Origin of the sequence: Cupriavidus pinatubonensis, from assembly GCF_019602855.1 — a bacterium.
Taxonomy (GTDB): domain Bacteria; phylum Pseudomonadota; class Gammaproteobacteria; order Burkholderiales; family Burkholderiaceae; genus Cupriavidus; species Cupriavidus pinatubonensis.
Map to the genome: position 1 here is coordinate 1,785,132 of NZ_CP080766.1, position 22,139 is coordinate 1,807,270.

At 65.1% G+C, this 22,139-nt stretch carries 23 protein-coding genes; 13 read left to right on the top strand and 10 right to left on the bottom strand.

What is annotated here, in order from left to right; translation table 11 throughout:
- Positions 1 to 11 precede the first annotated feature (11 nt).
- On the top strand, positions 12 to 539 hold the full coding sequence (locus K2O51_RS08080) for a GNAT family N-acetyltransferase (RefSeq protein WP_011301243.1): 528 nt from the start codon (positions 12 to 14) through the stop codon (positions 537 to 539).
- On the opposite strand, the gene K2O51_RS08085 is transcribed toward K2O51_RS08080, so the two are convergent.
- From K2O51_RS08085 to K2O51_RS08100, 4 genes are all read right to left on the bottom strand, one after another.
- Positions 510 to 1,640, bottom strand: a complete 1,131-nt coding sequence (locus K2O51_RS08085) for an NAD(P)H-dependent flavin oxidoreductase (protein WP_220630041.1) — start codon at positions 1,638 to 1,640, stop codon at positions 510 to 512. The two genes, K2O51_RS08080 and K2O51_RS08085, sit on opposite strands and share 30 nt — an antisense overlap.
- Before the next feature lie 67 nt (positions 1,641 to 1,707).
- Positions 1,708 to 2,595, bottom strand: coding sequence for a LysR substrate-binding domain-containing protein (locus K2O51_RS08090; protein WP_140949389.1), 888 nt, complete (start codon positions 2,593 to 2,595; stop codon positions 1,708 to 1,710).
- A 352-nt stretch (positions 2,596 to 2,947) separates the two neighbouring features.
- Positions 2,948 to 3,658 (bottom strand): SDR family NAD(P)-dependent oxidoreductase, encoded by a 711-nt coding sequence (locus K2O51_RS08095; protein WP_140949390.1) that lies wholly within the window; start codon positions 3,656 to 3,658, stop codon positions 2,948 to 2,950.
- Between the two features lie 156 nt (positions 3,659 to 3,814).
- Positions 3,815 to 4,279, bottom strand: a complete 465-nt coding sequence (locus K2O51_RS08100) for a RidA family protein (protein ID WP_011301239.1) — start codon at positions 4,277 to 4,279, stop codon at positions 3,815 to 3,817.
- A gap of 361 nt (positions 4,280 to 4,640) precedes the next feature.
- Here K2O51_RS08100 and K2O51_RS08105 point away from each other — a divergent pair, with 361 nt between their 5' ends.
- Positions 4,641 to 5,057: an organic hydroperoxide resistance protein gene (locus tag K2O51_RS08105; RefSeq protein ID WP_011301238.1), complete on the top strand. Its 417-nt coding sequence runs from the start codon at positions 4,641 to 4,643 to the stop codon at positions 5,055 to 5,057.
- Positions 5,058 to 5,188: 131 nt separating this feature from the next.
- Here the strand turns inward: K2O51_RS08105 and K2O51_RS08110 are convergent, their stop codons facing one another.
- Both K2O51_RS08110 and K2O51_RS08115 read right to left on the bottom strand, forming a co-directional pair.
- The gene (locus K2O51_RS08110) at positions 5,189 to 5,944 is read right to left on the bottom strand and encodes a creatininase family protein (RefSeq protein ID WP_011301237.1); all 756 of its coding nucleotides are present in this window, start codon (positions 5,942 to 5,944) and stop codon (positions 5,189 to 5,191) included.
- A 92-nt stretch (positions 5,945 to 6,036) separates the two neighbouring features.
- A complete protein-coding gene (locus tag K2O51_RS08115; RefSeq protein ID WP_220630042.1) occupies positions 6,037 to 7,323 on the bottom strand; it encodes an MFS transporter in 1,287 nt (428 codons plus the stop codon).
- Positions 7,324 to 7,540: 217 nt separating this feature from the next.
- Between K2O51_RS08115 and K2O51_RS08120 the strand changes: the two genes are divergently transcribed.
- From K2O51_RS08120 to K2O51_RS08130, 3 genes are all read left to right on the top strand, one after another.
- A complete protein-coding gene (locus K2O51_RS08120; protein WP_220630043.1) occupies positions 7,541 to 8,461 on the top strand; it encodes a LysR family transcriptional regulator in 921 nt (306 codons plus the stop codon).
- A gap of 444 nt (positions 8,462 to 8,905) precedes the next feature.
- On the top strand, positions 8,906 to 10,651 hold the full coding sequence (locus K2O51_RS08125; protein WP_011301234.1) for a M30 family zinc metallopeptidase: 1,746 nt from the start codon (positions 8,906 to 8,908) through the stop codon (positions 10,649 to 10,651).
- Between the two features lie 61 nt (positions 10,652 to 10,712).
- Positions 10,713 to 11,024 (top strand): hypothetical protein, encoded by a 312-nt coding sequence (locus K2O51_RS08130; RefSeq protein WP_041680597.1) that lies wholly within the window; start codon positions 10,713 to 10,715, stop codon positions 11,022 to 11,024.
- A gap of 23 nt (positions 11,025 to 11,047) precedes the next feature.
- On the opposite strand, the gene K2O51_RS08135 is transcribed toward K2O51_RS08130, so the two are convergent.
- Together K2O51_RS08135 and K2O51_RS08140 are read right to left on the bottom strand one after the other, a co-directional pair.
- The gene (locus tag K2O51_RS08135; RefSeq protein WP_220630044.1) at positions 11,048 to 11,761 is read right to left on the bottom strand and encodes a 2OG-Fe(II) oxygenase; all 714 of its coding nucleotides are present in this window, start codon (positions 11,759 to 11,761) and stop codon (positions 11,048 to 11,050) included.
- A 139-nt stretch (positions 11,762 to 11,900) separates the two neighbouring features.
- The gene (locus tag K2O51_RS08140; RefSeq protein WP_220630045.1) at positions 11,901 to 12,803 is read right to left on the bottom strand and encodes a LysR family transcriptional regulator; all 903 of its coding nucleotides are present in this window, start codon (positions 12,801 to 12,803) and stop codon (positions 11,901 to 11,903) included.
- 113 nt (positions 12,804 to 12,916) lie between these two features.
- Between K2O51_RS08140 and dkgB the strand changes: the two genes are divergently transcribed.
- From dkgB to K2O51_RS08160, 4 genes are all read left to right on the top strand, one after another.
- Complete coding sequence (gene dkgB / locus K2O51_RS08145) at positions 12,917 to 13,720, top strand: 2,5-didehydrogluconate reductase DkgB (RefSeq protein WP_011301230.1); 804 nt, start codon at positions 12,917 to 12,919, stop codon at positions 13,718 to 13,720.
- 141 nt (positions 13,721 to 13,861) lie between these two features.
- Entirely contained in the window at positions 13,862 to 14,992 is a 1,131-nt protein-coding gene (locus K2O51_RS08150; RefSeq protein WP_220630046.1) for a cytochrome P450 family protein, read from the top strand.
- Positions 14,993 to 15,032: 40 nt separating this feature from the next.
- On the top strand, positions 15,033 to 15,389 hold the full coding sequence (locus K2O51_RS08155; RefSeq protein WP_220630047.1) for an antibiotic biosynthesis monooxygenase family protein: 357 nt from the start codon (positions 15,033 to 15,035) through the stop codon (positions 15,387 to 15,389).
- Positions 15,390 to 15,473: 84 nt separating this feature from the next.
- Positions 15,474 to 16,586, top strand: a complete 1,113-nt coding sequence (locus K2O51_RS08160) for an extracellular catalytic domain type 1 short-chain-length polyhydroxyalkanoate depolymerase (RefSeq protein WP_220630048.1) — start codon at positions 15,474 to 15,476, stop codon at positions 16,584 to 16,586.
- 8 nt (positions 16,587 to 16,594) lie between these two features.
- On the opposite strand, the gene K2O51_RS08165 is transcribed toward K2O51_RS08160, so the two are convergent.
- Together K2O51_RS08165 and K2O51_RS08170 are read right to left on the bottom strand one after the other, a co-directional pair.
- Positions 16,595 to 16,921, bottom strand: a complete 327-nt coding sequence (locus K2O51_RS08165) for a 2Fe-2S iron-sulfur cluster-binding protein (protein ID WP_220630049.1) — start codon at positions 16,919 to 16,921, stop codon at positions 16,595 to 16,597.
- The gene (locus K2O51_RS08170; RefSeq protein ID WP_220630050.1) at positions 16,902 to 17,522 is read right to left on the bottom strand and encodes an IMPACT family protein; all 621 of its coding nucleotides are present in this window, start codon (positions 17,520 to 17,522) and stop codon (positions 16,902 to 16,904) included. The genes K2O51_RS08165 and K2O51_RS08170 overlap by 20 nt, the downstream gene beginning before the upstream one ends.
- A gap of 229 nt (positions 17,523 to 17,751) precedes the next feature.
- Between K2O51_RS08170 and K2O51_RS08175 the strand changes: the two genes are divergently transcribed.
- The 4 genes from K2O51_RS08175 (at position 17,752) to K2O51_RS08190 (ending at position 22,102) form a co-directional block, all read left to right on the top strand.
- Positions 17,752 to 19,743: a PhoX family protein gene (locus K2O51_RS08175; RefSeq protein ID WP_140949400.1), complete on the top strand. Its 1,992-nt coding sequence runs from the start codon at positions 17,752 to 17,754 to the stop codon at positions 19,741 to 19,743.
- A gap of 210 nt (positions 19,744 to 19,953) precedes the next feature.
- Positions 19,954 to 21,051 (top strand): methyl-accepting chemotaxis protein, encoded by a 1,098-nt coding sequence (locus K2O51_RS08180; RefSeq protein ID WP_011301223.1) that lies wholly within the window; start codon positions 19,954 to 19,956, stop codon positions 21,049 to 21,051.
- Between the two features lie 110 nt (positions 21,052 to 21,161).
- Positions 21,162 to 21,479, top strand: a complete 318-nt coding sequence (locus tag K2O51_RS08185; RefSeq protein ID WP_011301222.1) for a high-potential iron-sulfur protein — start codon at positions 21,162 to 21,164, stop codon at positions 21,477 to 21,479.
- Between the two features lie 5 nt (positions 21,480 to 21,484).
- Complete coding sequence (locus K2O51_RS08190) at positions 21,485 to 22,102, top strand: DUF938 domain-containing protein (RefSeq protein WP_011301221.1); 618 nt, start codon at positions 21,485 to 21,487, stop codon at positions 22,100 to 22,102.
- The last annotated feature ends 37 nt before the right edge of the window (positions 22,103 to 22,139 follow it).

Below are 22,139 nucleotides of genomic sequence, written 5' to 3' on the forward strand. Positions count from 1 at the left end.
GGAGAGCAGCCATGAATATCCGCGACGCAGGCCCGGACGATATGCCGGCGGTTACTGTCATCTACAACGAAGCGGTCGAAACCACGACCGCTATCTGGAACGAGACGCCTGTCGATACGGCTAATCGCTTGGAATGGCTCGCTGCGCGCCGCAAGGCGGGGTACCCGGTGCTGGTGGCGGTCGACGGGGATGCCGGGGTGGTGGGCTATGCGTCCTTCGGCGACTGGCGTGCGTTCGACGGCTACCGTCACACCGTGGAGCACTCCGTTTATGTCCGCTCGGACCAGCGCCGCAAAGGTATCGCAGAAGCCCTCATGGTGGCGCTGATCGATCGTGCGCGCGAGCTCGGCAAGCATGTCATGGTGGCGGCCATCGAGGCGCAGAACGCCAGTTCGATCCGCCTGCACGAAAAGCTGGGCTTCAGGCAGGTCGGGCTGCTCCCCGAGGTCGGGACGAAGTTCGGGAAGTGGCTCGACCTTGCCTTCCTGCAGATCCAGCTGGACCAGCGTTCAGATCCGGACCGTATTGCCGGTCGCTGAGATCGCGTTCAGGCTTGCTATCGCATCGCGCAATTCCGCCTGCAACTGGCCGACCAGTTCGGCCGCCGGCAATTGCCGGGCCAACGGCGCAGCCTGTCCTGACCACTGCGCGGCGTAATCACTGTTGCCCTTCGCCTTGGCCGCGGCATGCAAGGCCTTGCCGGCGTCATACGTGGTCGGGTAGTCAGGGACGGCTGGCGCATCGGGCGCCTCGCCCAGTTCCGTGAAGCGGTTCGTGAAGCCGCGCGCCGCGCGCCCGGAAATCGCGCGCGTCAGTGTGGTCGGCCGTACCGGCTGCGCCGAGAAGGCCGCGCGGTAGGCCCCATCGGCGGATGATTCCTCGCAGCCGACAAAGGCTGTCCCCAACTGGGCGGCCTGTGCCCCAAGCGCCAGCACCGCGGCAATGCCCGCGCCGTCCATGATGCCGCCGGCGGCGATCACGGGCAGACGGGTGTGCCGCACCAGGATGCGCACCAGCGCCAGAGTGCCGAGGCCTTCGTCATAGCCGGCCGGGTCGAAGACACCCCGGTGTCCACCGGCCTCGATGCCCTGCGCCACGATCGCGTCGATGCCGGCCGCCTCGATCTGGCGCGCCTCCTCCAGCGACGTGGCGCTGGCCAGCAGCACGATGCCCGCCGCATGCAGCGCGTCGATCTTTTCCTGGGCGGGCAGCCCGAAGTGGAAGCTCACCACCGCCGGCTTTTCCTCGAGCAGCATCTGGAACATGGCCTCATCCACGACAAAGCTCTTGTAGATCTCGCGCAGGCTCGCGGGCGGCGTGGCGCCATACTCGGCGAATCGCGGCGCAAGGTAGTCGAGCCAGGCTTTCTCGCGCGCGGCATCAGCCACGGCGGGCACATGGCAGAACAGGTTGATGTTGAACGGCTTGCCGGTCAGCGCGCGCGTGTCGCGGATTGCCTTGCGTGCGCCTTCCGCGTCCATGGCGCCAACGCCGAGCGAGCCGAGTCCGCCCGCCTCCGACACGGCGGCGGCCATGGCCGGGGTGCTGACGCCGGCCATCGGCGCCTGGATGATCGGCGTGGCGATATTCAGCAGCGAGAGCAGGCTGCGGCCATCGCCGGAACGCGTGGTGGTGTCCATGACAGTGATTCCTGTTGAGGTCGGGTAGTGGTTTCAAATTCCTGCGGTCGCTGTGCCATCCCGTGTGTCAGGTATGGCGCAGTTCCTGCACGAACGCTTCGTATGCCGAGGTCGTGAAGCCCGCACGCCTGATCAGGAAGGTGTGTGCGGAACGCACCGGCACGGTCTGCAGATCGGTGGCATCGGGGTACATGGCAAGCAGCGAGCGCGGCACAATCGCCGCGGCCGATCCGGCGGTGACGCAGGCCAGGATCGCGTGATACGACGGCATTTCGATCACCGACAGCCGGTGGCGGAGATCCTCGCCACGTTGCTCGAGCCAGTCTTCCGCGCAGCGGCGATAAGTGCAGCCTTTCGAGAACGCGGCGAGATGCCGTAGCGTCACGTCCCGCGGGCCGCGCGCCCTTGGGTGCGTGCCGGGCAGGATCAGCACCAGCTCCTCGGTCCGCAGGAAAACGCCTTCCAGTCCCTCGCCAAGCGCCGCCATGCTCGTATTGCGTGGCGTGCCGGTGCCCGGATGCGCAACCACTGCACAGTCCAGCCGATGGCCCAGCACGGCATCGACGAGAAACCCCGTGGTTCCCGTGGTCAGCTTCAGTTCAACTTCAGGCCATGCGGCATGGAACTGAGCCAGCGGCTTAGGCAGCAACGTTGCGGCAGAACTCTCCATCGAGCCGAGCCGCAGCGTGCCGCTTGGCGCACTGAGGCGCATGGATTGCCGCGCTTCCTCGGCCAGCGTCAGCATCTGTTCCGCGTAGCCGAGCAGCCGCTGCCCTTCCGGCGTCAGGATCATCTTCCTGCTGTCGCGCTGGAACAGGGTGACGCCAAGGCTCTCCTCGAGCTGCTTGACCCGCGTCGTGACGTTGGACTGCACGCGCGCGAGGGCCTTTGCTGCCCGGGTGATGCTCTGTTCGCGCGCGACGGCGCGAAAGATTTCCAGTTCTGCGAGTTCCACGTGGCCGGGCGCGACGCTTGGCGAAGCGTTCTCTAATTAAGAATGAAAGTGTATTGAGTATTGTAAATTGAGAACAATGTGTCAAGGAAGCAGGTGTCCGCGAAGGTGCCCGCACGGTACAGGACTCGCGCGATCCCTACGGCGAAGGTTCGCGCACGCTGGCCGGCATGGACAAAGCGGGGTGTCGTCGTCGCCGGCGCGTCAGTCGATCCGTATCTCGATGGCGCCTATGCCTGATGACGGCGCCGCCGTGTGAACCTGCGCGACGGAAACCGCTTTGCGCCAGGCCTGCCGTAGATTGCGGCAGGCCTGGCGCATTCCGCCTTCTTCAGGGTCCTTCAATCAGCGGCACTCAATGCCCGGCACTCTGGCCCCCATCCACATGCAGGATCTCCCCGGTCACGAAGCCGGCGGATTCCAGATAAAGTACCGCGTCGGCAATATCGCGCATCTCGCCCATATGGCCGACCGGATGCAGCGCGCCCAGCGCATCGTGTGTTTCGGGCGCATGCATCGGTGACTTGATGATGCCCGGCGACACCGCATTCACGCGAATGCCGGTCTTCGCATACTCGATGGCCAGCGACTTCGTCGCGGCGTTCAGCCCGCCCTTGGTCAGCGAGGCCAGCACGGAAGGCACGCCGCTGATGGCATGGTCGACCAGGCTCGTCGTGATGCTGACCACATGGCCGCTGCGGCGCTTCTCCATTTCAGCGATGGCCAACTGAGTGATATGGAAAAAGCCGGACAGGTTCACATTGGTCACCGCCGCGTAGTCCTCGTCCGTATAGCTGGTAAAGGGTTTGGCGACGAAGATGCCGGCGTTATTGACGAGCGTATCGACGCGATCGAACTTTTCCAGCGCTGTGTCGATGACGCGGCGCGCGGTGTCGCGCTCGCCGATATCGCCGGCCACGGTGAGGATGTCCGGATCATCGGAAGGCTGGATGTTGCGCGCCGTCGCGACCACGCGATAGCCGCGTTCGCGATAGGCCTTGACCAGCTCTGCACCGATACCCTGCGAAGCGCCCGTGATGATGGCAACCTTGTGTGAAGCACTCATTTTTAACCTCTGCATAATGGAATTGGATTTGGCTGTCTTGCCAATCGGACCGTCGGGACCGATGGGTCCAAATCTAGGTGAAGCGCCGTGGCGGATGAACGGCCGCCGCGACCAAACAGTTGTGCGTCGTGGGAACAAGTCGGGGAGCCACCGCGGTCAGTCGCGCCGGAGTTGCGCGATGACGACGAGGATCACGGCGGCATTCCCCGGTTGCTGGAAGTGCGAATACGCGGCGCGCGCATGTCCGGCCTTGTCGCCGAGCATGTCGGCGAACAGGTCCGACGCACCATCGAGCACCGCCGGCTGCTGCAACCAGCCCTCCGCACTGGTCACATGCCCTTCCACGCGCACGATGTGATCGAGCCGATCAAAGCCGCCCAGATGCGAGCGGATCTGCGCGAGCACGTTGAGCGCCGCCAGTTCCGCCGCCTGCCTGCCTTGTTCCAGCGACAGGTCACGGCCAACCTGCCCCTGCCAGATCACCTTGCCATCTCTGAGCGGCAGTTGCCCTGAAATGAACAGCAGGTCACCAGCCTGGCTGACGGCGGTGTAGCTGCCGAGCGGCTTCGGCGGATCGGGCAGTGCGAGTCCGCGCGCGGCAAGTCTTTCCTCTATCGACATCGTGCCTCCTGCATGAAGTGGCTGTTGCACATGCAGAGCACTGTAGTGACGCGGGCGTTCTGCATAAAGGCATCGCCGCTTACAGCAATTGGTACATCGCGGAACAAGTGCGCGCGACGCCTACATGCCGGCGGCGCCTTTGTATGCGCGTGTATCAGCGAGGAATGCTGATACGTGGGCTCACAACATCGCCGGTATGCCGCTACAGCGGGGATACACCGGTCCCTTCAAATGCATGCACCAGCGCGGCGGACATGGCATCCAATCCGGATGTCCCGGCTCCCCCTGCGTTGCACTGCGGCGACAGGCCCGACCTGAAGCCATTGCCACACTATCGAGCACACAAGGTGAGACCTCAATCATGACCAAGATCGAACACGTTCTGTACACCGGCAAGACCCACACCACTGGCGGCCGCGACGGCGCGGCGCGCAGCAACGACGGGCGCCTGGACATCAAGCTCTCGCCTCCGGGCAGCACCGGCAGCGGCACGAACCCGGAGCAGCTGTTCGCCGCGGGCTGGTCTGCCTGCTTCATCGGCGCGATGGGCAAGGCCGCCAGCGTGTTGAAGGTCAAGCTTCCGGCCGATGTCGCCGTGGACGCAGAGGTGGACCTCGGCACCACCGACGATGCCTATTTTCTGCAGGCGCGGCTCAATGTCAGCCTGCCGGGCATTCCCTCGGACACCGCGCAGGCGTTGGTAGAAAAGGCGCACCAGACCTGCCCGTACTCCAAGATGACCCGCGGCAACATCGATGTCACGATCAACGTGGTCTGAGCCACGGGCCCGTGGATCACGCGGGCTGCTTCCCGACCGACGCCGGCTGCTGTTTAGCCGGCGTCGGCTTGTTACATGGCGGCAAGTTCAGGCTGCCGTCAAAGCCTTTCCCATATCGACCCAGACGTGATTCAGGCAGGAATCATTTCGCGGCCGAAGCTGTCCAGTTCCTGGGCAAGGCTGCGCGCTGCCAGCCTGACCAGCGCTTCGCCTTTCTCCGGCGTTGCCAGGCCCGGATCGGAGCCGATGCGGCCATCAGGGAACCGAGCGCGGAAGTCGTGCGCCTCGCGGATCGGGCCCGAAGGCGCGATCTTCGGTGCGTAGTCGGCCAGCTTGATGGCGGCGGGAAACGCCCATTGCGTAATGGCAATTTCCGACGGCGTGGCATGCGAGCCATGGCCCGTCGGGAACTGTTCGCGCGCCAGTTCGCCCACGCCTTCCAGATCCCACCAGTTGCACAGCTTCAGCGCGAAGCCCGCGCGGCGGCCGGCAAAGCTCGCCTCGGCATAGATCTCCGAGAATGCCGCTTCAATCGAGGCGATATTGCCGCCGTGCCCGTTGAGGAACAGGATCTTCTCGAAGCCATGGCCCACCAGCGAGCGCGTCCAGTCGCCGATCGCGGCGATAAAGGTGGACGGGCGCAGGCTGATGGTGCCGGGAAAGCCAAGGTGATGCTGGGCCATGCCGATATTGAAGGTGGGCCCGACGAGGATATCGGCGGCCTTTTCCCTTTCCGCTTCGCGCGCAATGATCTCGGGGCACAGCCAGTCGGTCCCGAGCAGCCCGGTTGGCCCGTGCTGCTCGTTCGAACCGATGGGAATGACGATCGTGCGGCTGCGTTTCAGGAACTGCTCGATTTCCGCCCAGGTCGACAGATGCAAAAGCATGATGACTCCTTTCTTTGTCCGTTCCCACCGGAAACCGGACCTGTTTGACAAGGCAGTACGAGCCAGGCAGCGGCGCACTGCTTCCAGATTGGCTACCGCTTCGCGGGCAGCTTGTTAGCGAGAATGATCAGGGCGGCGGCCACAGGCAGGCAAGCCATGGCCAGTATGCCGAGGTGCAGGGTGCCCGTCGCGGTCTTGGCCCACCCGATAATGGCGGGACCCCAGAAGCCGCCCGACAACCCGATGGTATTGATCAGCGCAATGCCGCCGGCCGCCGCCGGGCCCTTGATGTACTCGGCGGGCATGGCCCAGAACACGGTGTAGGCCATCCACAGGCCCATGGTGGCAAGCGTGAGCAGGGCCAGCGTCAGGACGAGATTGCCATCGGCCAGTGTCGAGGCACCCAGCAACAGCCCGGCAGCGAGGGCGGGCAGCGCGCTGTGGAAGCGCCGCTCGCCCACGCGGTCGGACCTGCGGCCCATGAAATACATGCCGAACGCGGCGGCCACATAGGGGATGGCGGAGTACCAGCCGAGTTGCACGGTATCGGTCACGCCCTGTGCCTTGATGAAGGTCGGCAGCCAGAAGCTGATGGCATAGATCGCGGCGATGATGCAGAAGTAGGCGAGCGCCAGCACGTAGACCCTTGCGTCCTTCGCCACGGCCATGAACGAATGCTTGTGCGCCTCGGGGACATGGAGTTCCGCTTCCAGCCGGCGCCGTTCATCCGCGTTCAGCCACGCTGCGTCGGCGGGCCGGTCCGGCACGAACGACAGCGCCAGGATGCCCAGCAGGATGCAAGGCAGCCCCTCGACCAGGAACATCCACTGCCAGCCTGTCAGGCCAGCGGTGCCGGCAAGCGAGGTCATCAGCCAGGCCGACACGGGGCCGCCGACAATGCCGCCGATCGGACCGGCCAGGAAGACGATGGCAATGGCGCGCGCCATCCGTTGCGGACCGTACCAGCACGAGAGGTAATAGATCATGCCGGGAGCGAAGCCCGCCTCGAACACGCCCAGCAGGAAGCGCATGGCGTAGAACATTGGCACATTGCGTACAAAGAGCATGCAGGCGGAAGTGATGCCCCACAGCACCAGGATGCGGCTGAAGGTCTTGCGCGCGCCGACACGCGGCAGCAGCAGGTTGCTGGGTATCTCGAAAAGCACATAACCGATGAAGAAAATGCCCGCGCCTACGCCGTAGGCGGCATCGGAGAAGCCGAGATCGCCTTGCATCTGCAGCTTTGCAAAGCCGACATTGACCCGGTCCAGGTACGCGAACAGGTAACAGGTCAGCAGGAAGGGCAGCAATCGCCAGTTGATCTTGCTGTAAAGCGAGGAGGCGTCGTCAGCGGCGCTTGTGGTGGGAACTGCGATCATGCCGGTCTCCTGTGGTATTGCGCGCAATCGGCGCTTCTAGTAGAGCCGATGGTGACAGCGCAGCGGGAGCCGGCAAACAGCAACTGTGCTCACACATCGTTCCCTTTTGAGCAACGCAGCCCGCCCCCTTACGCGGCAGCGCGTCCGTCGAGCAAAGGCTGCCTGCTTCAGGTAAGGTGGCGCATCGCCCGCTCATCGATTCAGTGGATGTCCTCCTATGCGTGAGATTAATCAGCAGCGCTTGCGGTACTTTCGTGAAGTCCTCACGCAGGGCACGATCCGTGGGGCGGCGGACAGTCTCAATACCGCGCCGTCGGTCATCACCCGGCAGATCCGGCTACTGGAAGAAGAGCTTGGCGCCACGCTGTTCGAGCGCGAGCCGCGCGGCTTGCGGCCAACGGCGGCGGCTGCGCATTTGATCGAGTTCTGGCGCGGGTACCGTTCTCACCAGGAGAAGCTCGAAGACCAGTTGCATGCGCTCAAGGGTCTGCAGCAAGGCGAAGTCCAGCTGGCCATGAGCGAGGGCTACGTGGATCCGCTGGTCAACGAGGTGCTGGCCCCGTTTTGCGCGCAGTACCCGAAGCTCGACGTCCAGCTGGAGATCCTGCCGGTCGACGACGTTCTGAACGAAGTGGCAGAGAGCCGTGCGCACATCGGCCTTGCCTACAATCCGCCGCCGCATCCGCGCATCGAATACCGTGCGAGCGCGCCGCAGCCGGTCGTGCTGCTGGTCCGGCACGATCACCCGCTGGCGTTGCGCGGCGGACCGGCCAGCGTGGCGGACTTGCAGTCCTACCCGCTCGCGATGATGCCGGCATCGTTTGGCGTCGGGCACGCGCTGCAGATGCTGGAGTTTGCCGAGAACATCCGGATCCGCCCGACGCTGGTCAGCAACTCCCTGACGGCGCTCAAGCAGTTCGTCGCCTACGAAAACTTCATGACGCTGATCGGCGAGTTCGCCGCGTATCGCGAGATCGCGGCCGGCACCCTTGCGGCGGTGCCGCTCGATCATCCGCTGTTCCAGGGCACGCAGGCACGGCTGCTGGTCAAGGCCGGCCGGCCCTTGCCGGCGGCGGCGCTTGCGATGCTGGACCATATCTCGCGCAAGATGTCGATCTTCGCCGGTAGCGGAACGTAGCTTTCGCTGCCGGTTTGCAGAGCAAATCGGAAAGGCTCGCGGGTGCAACGCCTGCCGAGCGCTCCCGTCAAGCGATAAGCCACTCCGCCATGGCCGGTTAGACATCCGCGCCACAGTCATTTCATTTGTCCTCCTGCTGTCCCATTGAGTCACCGTGCGCTGGCTCGCAGAATGGCGCAACAAAAAAATACGGAAGGAAGCCGGGAATTTCCCTGATTCATCTTCAAGGAAATTCAGATGGTGGCATTGCCTCGCCGCGATGACGATGGCCAGTTCAGCCATCGTGCGGATTCTGGCTAGCTCATGGCTTCCTGAGGGGTTCCAGCCATAGCGTCGACGCCCTGAAAGATCGACGCATGGCAGGAAGCAGGGCTTCCAAGACGGCAGTCCTGTATCGCCACGCTCATTGCGGCTGGCATTTACTTTTAAATCGGGAGAGTCATTATGCGCGCATCGCGCAAGCAATATTTCAAGGGGTCAGTGGCTGCTGCCACGTTGCTCAGTGTGGCGCTGGCAGGCTGTGGCGGCGGTGGCGATAGCGGTGGCGATGCAACCGCTTCGTCTTCACCGGCCGCGCAGACGCCCGTGAATACACCAGTGGCCCAGCCAGGCGCGCCGGCGGGAAACGCGCCGTTGGGCACGCCCGGTGCGGCACCGGCCGGAGCACCGAAGAACACTCTCGCACTGGCTTGCGAAGGGTGTCCGCCTTCCGTGGCGCTGTCTTACTCTGGTTCGGGCGTCGGCATATGGCGAGCAAAAAACGACACAGCAAGCAGCGCCGATGTGCCAGTGCAGATCGCAGGACTGACGGGGCAGGACCTCACGCTGGTCTTTACCAACACGACTGGCAGCGAGCTGACCATGCAGGGGATTTCGCTGACGGCGGGCAGCTCGTCAAGCATGCGGCAATCGATGCTGCGCGGCCGAGACGCCGGTGCCCGCGCGCACGGCGGACATGACGAGCAAATCATGGAGTTCAACCGTACCGGCTGGCAGCAGTACGCGCGCCAGGGCGCGGCGCCGCGCTTTTCGGTCGCGGCGCCGGTCCAATGGGCGGTGAACGATACCCGCAACTGGTACAGCGCGGACGGCACCACGCGCGCCGCCACGCTCGTCAGGCAAGCCACGGCGTCGGACGGCGTAACGGTCAACTACTGGGTGGAAACCGCGGAAAGTACGCCACAGAAGGTGTCGTCCGCGCATCTCGATGCGCTCGTGGCAGGATTCTCCAACGCCGGCGGCATCTATGACATGCTGAAATCCGTCGGCGGCCCGCTGTGGGGACCGCACCAGTACGGCAGTTCGATGATTGCGTCCGAGGGCCAGCCGGTCGATATCGTGATCCTGAACTTCGACCGCAACGCGCAGCCGTACGGCAAGCTCGGCTACTTCTGGTCGCAGAACGCGTTTCTGAAGACAAGCCGGCCGGACAGCAACGAATCGGTGTCGCTCTACCTGGACGCGGAAACGCTGTACCTCGGCGGCGAGCCTGGCAGAGAAGATATTCTGCTTGCCATGGCGCACGAAGGCATGCACTTGCAGAACTTCTATCGACGCAGCGTACTGGCCGGTGGCCAATACGGCTTCAATGTCTGGCTGGAGGAAATGACGGCCATGATGATGGAAGACTTTGCCAGCTTGCGCGTCAATGACGGGTACAACAACATCCGTGACAACCGTTTTATCGACTACATCGGTTACAAGGGCGGCAATCTCAACTGCAACCTGCTGAGATTCACCGGCTTCGGAACGAAGTGCGAGAGCTATTCCGTGTCCGGGTCGCTGGGCGGGTTCCTCAACCGCCAGCTGGGGCTCGATTTCTACAAGGACCTGCTCTCGCGCACATCGCATGCCGATTCGGTGGCGGTACTGGATGCGGCAATAAGGAACGCCAAACCAGCATCGAGCCTGGCGGACGAGGTGCTGCGCTGGTCGACCACGTCGGGATCTTTGATGCCTGCCGCGGGGTCGCCGGCCGGCTACGGATATCCGGCGCGCATTGACGGCGGCTTTACCTTGCCCGTGATCGACCCGAGTCTCTACACGGGGATCCGGACATTGGCCACTGCCGTGCCTGACATGCTCGAACCGTACGCGACGTTCCCGGTCGTGCGGCAGGCTGTGCAGGGCACCTACAATGAGACCGTCAAGCTGCCGGCAGGCATGACGCTCACGGTTGTGGTTCACTGACCGGAACGCCGGCATCAGGCGGACATTGCATCACCTTATGCCGGCTCTGCCATACGAGTCCATGTTCAGACGACTACCTGCGGCCCTCATCGTTGCCGCCTGTACCCTTACCGCATGCTTTACGCCGTCGGTCGGTGCCCACATCACACTGGAAGGCAAGATCCGGGTCAAGGGCAATGCCATGTTTCCCATGATCGTGCTGCAGCAGGACGACGGACCGGCGTGGGAGCTGACCGGCATGACCGTGGCTGCGGCACGCGAGCAGTTCAATCAGCTCGCGACCGTGCACGGTACCGTCACGCGCGCGCCGGGCAAGGACACATGGATGCCGGGCCTGCGCGTGGATTCAGTCGAGTCTCGTCCCGAGCCATAGTGCGTCGAGGCGCTCAACGCCGGCTATTGCGCGTCGTGAAAAATCAGCCCGACCGTATGACGCCTGCCGCTGCGCACAGCACTGACGCCATGGCGCATTGCGACTTTCCGCGTGCCGCCGCGCAGGCCCGGCACCGGTCGCTGGTTGACAGTGAACACCACGGCATCGCCTTGCCGCAGCGCGACGACTTCGGCGCGCTGGCCATGCGCGGCGCTTTCGGTCATGACGAACTCCCCGCCTTCGAAATCGCGGCCCGGCTCGGAGAGCAGGATCGCGACCTGCAGCGGAAACACGTGGGTCCCGTAGAGGTCCTGATGCAGGCAGTTGTAGTCGCCGGGCCCGTACTGCAGGATCAGCGGCGTCGGCCGGGTCTGGCCTGCGCGATGACATCGGCCGAGGAAGGCTTCCAGTCCGTCGGGGTACTGCACGTCCACGCGCATCGGCGCATTCCAGCGATTGGCGATCGCCGCGAGCGGCGGATACAACGTGTGGCGAAGCTCGTCCAGCAATGGCGGCAGCGGATAGGCGAAGTACTTGTACTCGCCGCGTCCGAAGCCGTGGCGGGCCATTACGACGCGCGAGCGGTACAACTCGTCGCGGTCGTATAGCGCAGCCAGCGTCTCGCATTGCTTCGGCGTCAGCATGCCCTGCAAGACCGCATTGCCGTGTTCATCCAGTGACCTGCCGACTTCGGTCCAGTCGAATGCTGTGCTGATATCCGCAGAACGCGCTTTCATGCTTTGCGCCTGCTGCATTGGATCAGTCTTCATGGTGGCTCACTCTTTGTGATGACGTGTGATGCCAATGTAAGGACCGAGGCCGTTCTCGAAACTCCGCTGCTTGCGGTTGAATTCAGGGCGAGCGCTACCAGGCCGGCTATTCGTCGAACGGTTGCTTGCCCAGCACCTCAACCACATGATCGACGAAGCAGGTGATGCGCGACGCCAATGCCGTATTGCGATAGTAGACGGCGTTGATCGGCTGACGCTCGTCTAGCGTCTGCCGTGCAAACAGTGGCACCAGCCGGCCACTGAGGCGGTCTTCGCGTGTCATGAAGTCCGACAGGCAGACGATCCCCTGGCCGGCCAGTGCCAGGCTCCTGAGCGTTTCGCCGCTCGATGACGCAATGGCTGGTTTGATGTGCACGATGCTGCCGTCGTCGTCGCGCAATGGCCAGTCGTTGAGCGAATCGGGCTGGCTGAAGCCGAGCAACGCATGCTGCGCAAGCTGGGCAGGTCTGGTCGGTGTGCCGTGTCGTTTCAGGTAATCGGGGCTGGCCAGCACCCGCACGCGGCTGGTGCCGATCGGCCGCGCATGCAGCGTCGAGTCCTTGAGCGAGCCGATGCGGAACGCCACATCGGCCCGCTTCTCGATCAGGTCGATGATGCCCTCGTTCGAGTGCAGTTCCAGTTCCACGTCCGGGTAGCGCGCCCGGAAGCCTTCCACCAGTGGCACAAGCACGTGCAGCATGAAGGGCGTCGCCGCATCGACGCGCAGGCGTCCCACGGGGCGCATGCGACGTGCCGCCATCTGCTCTTCCGCGTCGTCGACCATGGCGAGAATGGCGCGTGCATGGGTCAGGAATGCCGCGCCTTCCTCCGTCAGCTCCAATCGCCGCGTGGTCCGGCGCAGCAGCGTGGTCTGCAGCTTTTCTTCGAGCCGGCTCAGCGTGCGGCTGGTGGCGGATACCGTCAGGTCGAGCTGTTCCGCGGCTGCTGTGATCGAACCCGTATCCACGACAGCCGCAAAGGCCAGCAGTTCGTCGATGGTCGTCTTCATTGTTGATTTCAAATCAAATGAATTTGACTTATACACGGCTTAATTTGCAAATGTAAAGCCGGCAAACTGGCTCCATTCCAAGTTATCTCTTGCTGCCACACAGGAGTCCCCTCATGAGCATTCCTTCTTTCGGCGTCGGTACGTTCCGCCTGACCGGCCAAGCCGCCGTCGACTCCGTATACAACGCGCTGGACCTCGGCTACCGCGCCATCGACACTGCGCAGATCTACGGCAACGAGGCCGATGTCGGCCAGGCCATCGCCGAAAGCGGCGTGAAACGCGACGAGCTGTTCCTCACCACCAAGATCTGGACCGAGCACTACGCCGCCGACAAGCTCGTGCCGAGCCTGCGCGAAAGCCTGGACAAGCTGCGCACCGACTATGTCGACCTGACGCTGATCCACTGGCCCGCGCCGGGCAACGGCGTGCCGCTGCGCGAGTTCATGGAGGCGCTCGCCGCGGCGAAGTCGCTGGGGCTGACGCGCCAGATCGGCGTCTCGAACTTCAATATCGCGCTGACGCACCAGGCCATCGACGTGGTCGGCAAGGGAGAGATCGCGACCAACCAGATCGAACTGAGCCCCTACCTGCAGAGCCGCAAGCTGACGGCTTTCCTGACGGAGCAGGGCATCGCAGTGACGTCGTACATGACGCTGGCTTACGGCAAGGTGCTGACGGACCCTGTGCTCGCACAGATCGCCGCAAAGCATGGCGCTACGGTGGCACAGGTTGCCCTCGCATGGGCGCTGCAGCTCGGCTATGCCGTGATCCCGTCGTCGACGAAGCGCGAGAACCTCGCAAGCAACCTGCTGGCGCGCGACCTGAAGCTCGACGCCGGCGACATGGCGCAGATCACCGCGCTGGAACGCAACGGCCGCGAAGTCAACCCCGAGGGTCTGGCGCCGGAATGGGACTGAGGCCAGGCTGCTGCATTCGACATTTCATGTCGCCACGAAGCTTCGGGGCAGTGGACAGTGCAAAGATTCGTCTGACGCTGTAGCGCCGCGAGCATTCCTGTTGCGCGCCGCCGATCAGCAACACACCGAATCCGCCACACCATGATGCCTGCCGACCCGCTTGAAGCCGTCACCGCTCCAGATCCGTATCCGTACTATCGTGCGCTCGCGACGCGTCAGCCGTTTGGTTTCGACGAGAGGCTGGGCTTGTGGGTGGCAGCCGGGCGCGCGGAGGTGGCAGCCGTGCTGGCCCATCCCGACTGCCGGGTGCGCCCGCTGTCGCAGCCGGTGCCGACTGCGCTCGCCGGCACCGCGGCGGGCGAGTTGTTTGGCCGTCTGATCCGCATGAACGACGGGGCCGCTCACGCACCGCTGAAAGCCATCCTGATGCGGTTGATGGCCAGCATGGATGCAGCCACGGCAAAAACGCGTTCTGCCGGGCTGGCCGGCGTACTCGATCTCGTGCCGGACATGGCGCCGCTCAACGGTGCCACGATCAATCGCTGGCTGTTCACGCTGCCCGTCGTGACGGTGGCCGATCTGCTCGGCCTGCCTGTGCGTGCGGGCGCCGATGCCATGGCTGTCGCGGCCCGCGTGGCCGCCTACGCAGCGGCGCAGTCGCCGCTGGCTACAGCCGGCGATGTCGAGGCGGGTGCCGACGCGGCTCGGTGGCTGGGGCAGTGGCTGAAAATGCCTGCGGGGCGGCCATGTCCGGCGGAAGACCTCGGCCTGCTGCCAGCGCTGCGGCAAGCGGCGCATGCCGATGACATCGCGCCAGAGGTCGTCGCGGCCAATGTGATAGGCCTGATGGTGCAGGCATGCGAGGCCACGGCCGGGCTTGCCGGCAACATGCTGGTCCGGCTCGGCCGCAGTAGCCCCACCACGCGCGGGCTCGATGAACTGGCTGTGCGCGTGGCGATCGACGATCCGCCGGTGCAAAATACACGCCGCTTCCTTGCGGCTGATGCGCGCGTGTGCGGCGTGCCGGTCAGGGCCGGCGATGCCTTGCTTGTACTACTGGCCGCTGCGTCGTGCGCAGCGCCCGTCGAAGCTGGCGCAAGGCCCTGGACGTTCGGCGCGGGCCGCCATGCCTGCCCCGGCGACGCGCTCGCTCGGGCGCTTGCCGCGGCGACTGTCGACGCGCTGCTCGCGCGTGGCGCGCAGCCGGCCGCCCTGGCGCAGGCGTTCCGCTACCGGCCTTCGCACAACGCGCGCATCCCGCATTTCCTTTGAAGCGCTGGTTCCTCCCCAATCTCTCACGGAGACCCACGACATGATCGCCGTCATCTTCGAAGTCGAGCCCGCACCGGGCCGCAAGGGCACGTATCTCGACATTGCCGCGAAGTTGCGGCCCACGCTGGAGGCCATCGACGGCTTCATCTCGGTCGAGCGTTTCCAGAGCCTGACGAACCCCGGCAAGATCCTGTCGCTGTCATTCTTCCGCGACGAGGCTGCCGTCATGGCATGGCGTAACACCGAGGAGCACCGCCAGGCGCAGGCCGCCGGCCGCGGCGGCGTGTTCTCGGGCTATCGGCTGCGCGTGGCGCAGGTGTTGCGCGACTACGGCCTGAACGAGCGCGACGAGGCGCCCGCCGACAGCCGCGCGGTGCATGACCGCGCAACGCGCTGAGGCGCCGTGGCTCGCACATACGCCTGACAAGAAAGCCTGACACAATCGATCCCGTCAACGGAATCCGGACGGGAGGCCAGTCACATGGGACGCCGCGGCGGCAGCACGGCACGGCTATGGACAGCGTTGGGCAAGAGCGCGACGCGCCAGGCCCGGCGCATGGGGCGCGAGATGACCCGCGCGATCAACAAGTCGGTGACCAAGCCGATGACCGAGGCCATCGTGCGCAACGCGGTGAAGCAGTCATCGGCCGTCACCAAGGCCACGCAACGCGCGCTGTCCGGGGTGGCCTCGCCCGTGCCGCCGCCACAAAGCCGCGGCAGCGGACGTTGGGAAGAAGGCGTTGGCGGACTCGGCCCCCTCGCGCAGCGCAACTACCGCATCTTCATACCGGCCGGCGTAACGGCCCGGCGGCGTGCGCCGATGCTCGTGCTCTTGCACGGCTGCGGCCAGGACGCCGCGAGCTTTGCCACGGTCACGCGCGCTGCAACCGTGGCGCGGGAGGCGGGCTGCGTCGTGCTGCTGCCGGAGCAGTCGTCGCAGGGCAACGCACAACGGTGCTGGAACTGGTTTCGTCCCGCTACGCGCGGGAGTGCCGAGGCCGCGTTGCTGATGGCGATGATCGACCATGTGTGTGGCCGCTATCCGGTGCGGCCTGACCGCGTCAGCGTGATGGGGCTATCGGCCGGCGGTGCGATGGCGATGATGCTGGGATTGCGTTATCCGGATCGCTTTATCGGAGTTAGCTCGCATGCGGGGGCGGTGCCTTACAGCGCTGGCAACACGGCGCAGGCCGGGGCGGCCATGCGGGGCAGCCGGGTGCCGGATGCTGCGGCGCGGCAGGCACTGCGGTTATGGTTGGCGGGGCGGCCTTTGCCGCCGTTGCTGCTGCTGCATGGCGATAGGGATTCGGTGGTTTCGGTGGAGAACGCGATGACGGCTGCGCGGCTTTGGCTGGACTTGCTGCCGGATCCGTCGGTGCGGCTGGTCGTGCCTGGCGCGCGTCGCGTGCAGCGTGGGCAAAGGTTGCCGGCGGAGGTGTCTGACTGGCTGGTCGACGGGGAAATCTTCGTGCGGCTCGTCAGGATCGAGGGCCTCGGGCATGCGTGGAGCGGGGGGCCGGCGGCGCAGGCCTTTTCCGATCCGCGGGGACCGGATGCGTTGCGGATCGCGTTGCGGTTTTTCGGGGACAGGTGAGGGCAAGCCTACTCGAGCTTGCCCGGCTCCATCACGACATCGCTGACGGGACACGCCACACAAGGCAGGATCCACCCGTCATCCTTCTCATCCGGGCTGAGCCCGGGCCAGTCGATCCGATAGCGGATAGCGCCCTCGCGCAAACGGCTCGCACAGGCACGGCACGTTCCGTTGCGGCACGAATTGGGCAGTGCGACGCCTTCGAGCAGCCCGGCTTCGAGCAGACTCAGGCCGGCTGGCGCGGCAAAGGTGACATCGCCGGGCAACACGCGCACGGTGAATTCGGCCAGTTCGTCCACCGGGACGTCGCCGGTTTCAGTGTGCGGATCCGTCATCGTCGGCCTGTGGAAACAGCGCACGTCCGTGCGTGGCGTCGCGCAAGGCAGCCTGGGCAGCATCGCGCTGGGTAGCGGGGAGCCGGATCACCAGGCGCGCCATGGCGCCGTAGGCGGTGTCCGCCAGCGTGCAGCCGTCCTGTGCCGCCTGTTCAAGCCAGCGGCGCACGCGCGGCTCGTCGGCGTAGTCGACCTCCACCGCCAGCTCTGCATAGGCAATGCGCTCGACCCGCTCCGCGGATTTCAGTGCCGCGGCAATTGCATCGGTATAAGCGCGCACCAACCCGCCAGCGCCGAGCTTGACACCCCCGTAGTAGCGCACCACGGCGGCCAGCACCCCGTCGAGATCGTGATGGCGCAACACTTCCAGGATCGGCCGTCCCGCCGTGCCGGAGGGTTCCCCGTCATCCGACATCCCCGACTGCCCGCCAGCAAGCAGCGCCCAGCACACATGCGTGGCGGCGGGGTGCTGCGCACGCAGTGATTGCAGGACTGCCATGGCGGCGTCGCGGTCAGGAACGGGGATCGCCAGGGCGAGAAAACGGCTCTTGCGGATCTCGAGTTCGGCGTCGACAGGGGCGGCGAGGGTATAGGTGGGCAAGCGGAACTGCCAGGCAGGCACGGTGGCCAACAACGACAAAACGGGGAGTTTACCGCAGCGCCGCGCCCGGTCATCGATGTGGCGATTTAGTGGTTCATCGTCAACTTCCTGTCATATACCCCCACTACGATGCGCAGCGACGAGGGCGCGGCTGTCGCGCCATGTCTGGTTTCTATGACAAGCGGATGCACTTTGAGCCATGCCGCCCCACTTTCCCCGGAAAAGACCCATGTTCGACAAACCTGATGCCTCGCGTCGCAAGGCGCTGAAAATCCTCGCCGGTGCGCCGATGCTGCCGCTGGGCCTGGCTTCCGCCGGCCTGCTCGTGGGCTGTGGCGGTGGCGATGAGGCCATTGCCGCGCCGGCCACCAACCCCAACGCGACCTTCACCACCGCGGAATTCACCGGCATGAGCGCCCCGACGCTGGCCAATCCGGCCGCCATGGCAACCACGACCGTTGGCTCGAGCATGAAGGTCAACTTCAGCGACGGCAGCAGCCGCACGTTCAAGCTCGCCTACCAGCCGTTCTTCATCACCGGCGACATGGTGCCGGACGGCAAGGGCGGCACTATCCTGGCCGGCGGCTATTACGACATCAACAACCAGCCGATCCGGGATACCTCGGTGGCCGGAAAGGAGCGCCAGTTCTTCTCCGACGCGCCCGACGGCACCTCGCTGCTGAAGATTGAAAATGCCCGCGTTGCCGGCGTGAAGGGCAACCCGGTGTTCGCCGTGGTGCAATTCGAGTACAACACGCGCGACCAGTCGGGAGCCGACACCTATGGCCGCCTGCCGTCGCCCATCGCCGTGCTGACGCTGGACCAGGACCCGGCCACCGGCAAGCTCACGCTGGTCAAGTACCACAACGTGGACACCTCGCCAGCGCACGGCCTGTGGATTACCTGCGGCGCCAGCCTGTCGCCGTGGAACACGCACCTGTCGAGCGAAGAATACGAGCCCGACGCCTTCACCGCCGATGCGAAGCTGATCGCCCAGTACAAGGCCTTCAGCAAGAACCTGCTCGGCAGCGAGACGGCCTACAAGCCTTACCACTACGGCCACCTGCCCGAAGTCCGCGTAAATCCGGACGGCACGGGCAGCATCACCAAGCACTATTGCGTGGGCCGCATCTCGCACGAACTGGTGCAGGTCATGCCTGACAACCGTACCGTGCTGATGGGCGACGACGCCACCAACAGCGGCCTGTTCATGTTCGTGGCCGACCGCGAAACGGACCTGTCGTCGGGCACGCTGTATGTGGCGAAGCTCGGCAGCGGCTTCTCGATCGATCCGGCCGCCGCCGGCTGCGACATCAGCTGGATCAAGCTGGGCCACGCCACCAGCGCCGAAATCGAGAACCTGGCCGACACGCTTGCACCGGCCGATGTCATCGATGTGAAGCTGGTCGATCCGACCATCGCCGATCCGTCGGCCACCGGCTACACCAAGATCTTCTACAACGGCGCTGCCAACTGGGTGAAGGTCATGCCGGGCATGGAGAAGGCCGCTGCGTTCCTGGAAACGCACCGCTACGCCTACCTGAAGGGCGGCAGCATGGGCTTCACCAAGATGGAAGGCACCACGGTCAACATCAAGGACAAGATCGCCTACTCCGCGCTGCAGAACGTGGTCGACTCCATGGTGCTGAACAAGAAGGGCTGGAACGCGCAGAGCGGCATCTCGCTGGACGCCGCGCTGAACGCCGGCGCTGTCATGCAGCACAAGCTGGACGGCGGCCAGAAGGATCAGGACGGCAATGCCATCGACAGCGAATGGGTGCCGGTGCACACCAAGGGCCTGCTCAACGGCCGCGACATCGCCGCGGATGACCTCGGCAACACGGCCGACCCGAACTGGATCGGCAACCCGGACAACCTGAAGTTCTCAGAAAAGCTGCGCACGCTTTTCATTGGCGAGGACAGCGGCCAGCACGTCAATAACTTCCTGTGGGCCTACAACGTCGATACCAGGCAGCTGTCGCGCCTGCTGTCGACGCCGGCCGGCGCTGAAGCCACCGGCCTGCACGCCGTGGACGAGATCAACGGCTGGACCTACATCATGAGCAACTTCCAGCATGCCGGCGATTGGGGTTCCACTTTGCACGCCAAGGTGCAACCGACGCTGGACCCGCTGGTGCGCGCGAACTACAAGGACCGGGCCGGTGCGGCGGTCGGCTACCTGACGGCTGACCTGTCGAGCATCAAGCTGGCCAAGGCCTGACCGGTCGGGCAAGGGGATACATCAGTAGGCGGGCTTCGGCCCGCCTTTTTTGTTTCTGCAAACGGCTCGCCCGCCGAGGACAGGGCCGGCCGGCCAAAGTTGTCTTGTCAACTATATTGGCTGTTCTCCCTAAATATCCGCGCGGCCGTGCCGATACTCCAACGGCAGACCATCGAAAACAGACATCGGACAAAAAGGGGGAGAGCAACAATGTCGCAGGCAAATCTGAGCATCCGTGCGCGTCTGGGCGCCAGCTTCGGACTGGTCGTGCTGTTGTCGGGCGCGGCCATCGGCACGGGCCTGGCGCAGCTTGAGGGCAGTGACGCGGCGCGTTACACCGTGCTCGGCCTGGGCCTGGCAGCACTGGTGGCGGCCGTGGCGGGCGCCTTGTGGCTCGCCGCGGCCATCGAGCGGCCGCTCGCGGATGCCGTCTACATCGCCGAGACCGTGGCCGCCGGCGACCTGAGCCAGGACTTCGACACCGACCAGGGCGGTGCCTTCGGCCGGCTGCTCGGCGGCATGGGCAAGATGGAGGACATCCTGACCGACCTGGTAAGCCGGATCAAGAGCTCGACCGACTCGATCGCCGACTCGTCGCGTCAGATCGCGGATGGCAATACCGATCTCTCCCAGCGGACCGAGGAACAGGCGGCCACGCTGCAGGAAACGGCGTCTAGCATGGGCAGCCTGACCGATATGGTGAGGCGCAACGCCGAACGCGCCCACGCCGCCAATGACATCGCTGCCAATGCCTCTGAGATCGCCGAGCGCGGCGGCGTGGTCGTCAATGACGTGGTGCAGACCATGCAGGCGATCAGCGCCAGCTCGAACAAGGTGGTCGAGATCATCCAGGTTATCGAAGGCATTGCGTTCCAGACCAATATCCTGGCGCTCAATGCCGCCGTGGAAGCGGCGCGTGCGGGCGAGCAGGGTCGTGGCTTTGCCGTGGTTGCCGGTGAAGTGCGCACACTGGCACAGCGCAGCGCCACCGCCGCGAAGGAAATTCGCGTGCTGATCGGCGATTCCGCGCGGCAGGTCGAAGGCGGCGCCGTGCTGGTCGACAAGGCCGGGCAGACCATGGAAGAGCTCCAGCAGGCCGTGCGCAGTGTCACGGGCATCCTCGGCGAGATCTCGGTGGCGTCGCGCGACCAGAGCAGCAGCATCGAGCAGGTCAACCAGGCCGTGGCGCAAATGGATGCCGTCACGCAGCAGAACGCGGCACTGGTGGAACAGGCCGCAGCGGCGTCGGCATCGCTGGCGGACCAGGCCCATCAGCTCCAGGGCGTGGTGGGCGAGTTCAAGCTTTAAGCAGACCGCGTTTGGGGGCCCGGCATTGCACCGGCCGCCTAATCCGCAGTAACCTCTGCGCGAGGCGGCAGGCACATGCCGCCACTTGCCCCACCTCAGAGGAGACTGCCATGCCATGCAGACGCCAGTTCCTGGGATACCTGCCGCTCGCCCTGTCGGGCGGCGTGGCTATCACCGGGCTCTTCGGCAGCCCTTCCGCCAGCGCCGCCATGATCGGCGAGCAGGAGCCGCAGGCGCAGAAAGTTGGCTACAAGGCCGACACCACCAAGGTGGATCCGAAGAAATACCCAAGCCACAAGACCAGTCAGACCTGCGCCAACTGCCAGCTTTATCAGGGCGACACGGGTAGCGCCGCCGGCGGCTGCGCGCTGTTCGGCGACAAGGAGGTCGCGGCAGCCGGCTGGTGCAACGCCTGGGAGCAAGGTTGAAATCCATGACGAGCCAGACCCCTGACCCTGATGCCCGCCGCCTCGCGCCAGCCACGGACCGCAACCGCGAGCCGATCCTCGCCGTGCTTCGCAACGTGCTACCGGCGACCGGAACGGTGCTGGAGATCGCGAGCGGCACCGGCCAGCATGCGGTGCACTTCGCCGCGGCGCTGCCGGGCTTGACCTGGCAGCCAAGCGACCCTGATGCGGCGGCGCGCGCGTCGATCGCTGCCTGGACCCATCACGCAGGCCTGACCAACGTGCGCGCCCCGCTGGCGCTCGATGTGTGCGCGCAGCCGTGGGGTATCGATGCCGCCGATGCCGTGGTCTGCATCAACATGGTCCATATCTCGCCATGGGTGGCCACGCAGGCGCTCTTTGCCGGCGCGGGCCGGCTGCTTGGCGCTGGCGGCGTGTTGTTCCTGTATGGGCCTTACCGGCGTGGTGGCGCCCACACCGCGCCGAGCAATGCCGCGTTCGATGCGCAGCTCCGCGCGACCGATCCGGAATGGGGCGTGCGCGACATGGAAGACGTGATATCTCTGGGCGAGGCCCAGGGCATGCGCTGCGATGCGCCGGTGACGATGCCGGCCAATAATTTCAGCCTCGTGTTCCGGAAATAGACGATCCTGGCTCGCGTGGCGCGCTCCCTTGGGCCCG